Origin of the sequence: Collinsella sp. HCP28S3_E9, from assembly GCF_052065455.1 — a bacterium.
Taxonomy (GTDB): domain Bacteria; phylum Actinomycetota; class Coriobacteriia; order Coriobacteriales; family Coriobacteriaceae; genus Collinsella.
This window is the reverse complement of sequence record NZ_JBQHTZ010000033.1, coordinates 1-2,210: the sequence shown is the minus strand read 5'-3', so window position 1 is coordinate 2,210 and position 2,210 is coordinate 1. Positions and strand designations below refer to the sequence as shown.

General features: G+C 56.9%; 1 protein-coding gene. It reads right to left on the bottom strand.

Annotation, left to right across the window (positions count from 1 at the left end; translation table 11 throughout):
- Nucleotides 1-231 precede the first annotated feature (231 nt).
- Nucleotides 232-1,926, bottom strand: a complete 1,695-nt coding sequence (locus ACTNA2_RS09005; RefSeq protein WP_441049380.1) for a phospho-sugar mutase — start codon at nt 1,924-1,926, stop codon at nt 232-234.
- Nucleotides 1,927-2,210: the final 284 nt, after the last annotated feature.

Below are 2,210 nucleotides of genomic sequence, written 5' to 3'. Positions count from 1 at the left end.
CCTCGCAGTATCCGGTTCTCAAGGTGCACGCCTGCGCCGGTTCCCGGTCCGACCGGGCCGCGCGGCAAGGAGATATATTGCCAGACCGGAGGGGCCCGCGGGGCGGGAATCTGGTTGCACACAACTCCTACACAGTTTGGGATTCTCAGCTGTATTTAGCAGTAATAGAGAGGGGACCTCGTTTCCGAGATCCCCTTTTTCGTCTATCTATAGAAATAGGCTTTCAAAGCCTTAGGCCAACAGCTTGCGACCTGACTCCTCAATCGCGTCAAGTGCTGCATCAGCCTCGGCGGCATCCGCGCCCTTAGCGAAGATGTACAGCTTGATCTTGGGCTCGGTGCCGGAAGGACGGACAATACCCTTGTTGCCACCCTCAAGATCGAACTCAATGACATTAGCCTTCGGCAGGCCGTTCACGCAGGTGTTGTAATCAACGACGGCCTCAATCTTAGAACTGGCGAGCTCCGCGGGCGGGTTCTCGCGCAGACCAGCCATGATGCCGGCCATCTTTGCCGCACCCTCAGCGCCCGGATAGCTCAGCGAAATCGTCTTGTTGTGATAGTAGCCATACTTCTCGTACAGCTCGTGCATCGCATCGGCAAGGTTCTTGCCCTGGAGCTTGTAATACTGCGCCATCTGGCAAATCAGAAGCGAAGTGCTCACGGCGTCCTTGTCGCGCACGTGGTCGCCGGCCAGATAACCGTAGCTCTCCTCGAAACCGAAGATAAAGCGATCGACTTCACCAGCATCGGAAAGCGAGGTAATGATGTCACCGATGTACTTGAAGCCCGTCAGGCAGCGACGGAGCTCAAAGCCATACTCCTCGGCCAGAGCATCGACCATGGCGGAAGAAACAATGGTAGTAACCGCGACCTTCTTGGTGAGATCCTCGCCGCGGGCGGCACGGGTCTTGCAGATATAGTCGAGCAGCAGAACGCCCATCTCATTGCCGGTCAGCAGCAGATAGTCATCACCATTCTTAACAGCAACGCCAACACGGTCGGCGTCAGGATCGGTTGCAAGCAGCAGATCGGGGTGAACCTGCTCGCACAGGTCGATTCCCTTCTGCATGGCCTGACGGATCTCGGGGTTAGGATACGGGCAGGTCGGGAAATCGCCGTTCGGGTCCTTCTGCTCGGGAACAACCGTGACATCGGTGATGCCGGCGCGCTCGAGCACCGTCGTGACGGGAATGAGGCCAGTGCCGTTGAGCGGAGTGTAGACGAGCTTAAGCGGAGCGCCAGCGATCTCCTCGGCAGAAAGGTTGGTCACGCCGCGCGCGAGAACGGCGTCGTAATAACGCTCGAGGCACGAGTCATCGATCCATTTGACCAGACCCTGCTCAAGAGCCTCATCGAAGTCCATGGACTTCACGCCAGTGAACGTATCGGTCTCGGCAATAGCCTTAGAAATTGCATCGGCGGCCTCGCTAGTGATCTGGCAGCCGTCGGGGCCATAGGCCTTATAGCCGTTATAGGGCGCAGGGTTATGGCTCGCGGTCATGCAAATGCCACCGGAGCACTTAAGGTCGCGGACGGCCCAAGATAGCGTAGGCACCGGGGAAATCTTAGGATACACAAGGGCGGTGACACCATTTGCCGCAAGAATAGCAGCCGTCGTCTTGACGAACAATTCGCCCTTATTGCGGCTATCGCGAGCAATGGCAACCGTCGGATGCTCAAAAGTCGCATTGAGATAGTCGGCGAAACCCTGCGTTGCACGGCCGACCGTATAGATATTCATACGGTTAGTGCCAGCACCGATCGTGCCACGCAGGCCAGCGGTGCCGAAGGCAAGATCCTGGAAGAAGGCATCGGTGATGGCATCCTCGTCACCCTGCTCCTTCATCGTGTTGAGCTCGGTCAGCAGCTCATCATCCTTGACATTGGCAATCCAAGTATCAAGCAGCTCGTGAACATCTGCCATGTGCGTCCTTCCGTCACAATCAATAAAACGGCCCGCCTAAAACAGGTCAAGCGCAGTATCACGCTTAAGTAGATAGTAATCCATTGAGTACATGAGACTGTCAAGAGAACGGTGAACGTCTGAATAAGACGGCAGATGATATCGTTGTAAAAAATGTCATTTAGTTAAATTGCCTGAGAAACGAAAAAGGGGGAGGCCGCGAGGCCTCCCCCTTCCCAGTCCAAGCGCACGGCTCGGTGCCGTCCACCGGTCAGCGGCGCCCTGGCCTCCCACGGGCTGGCCCC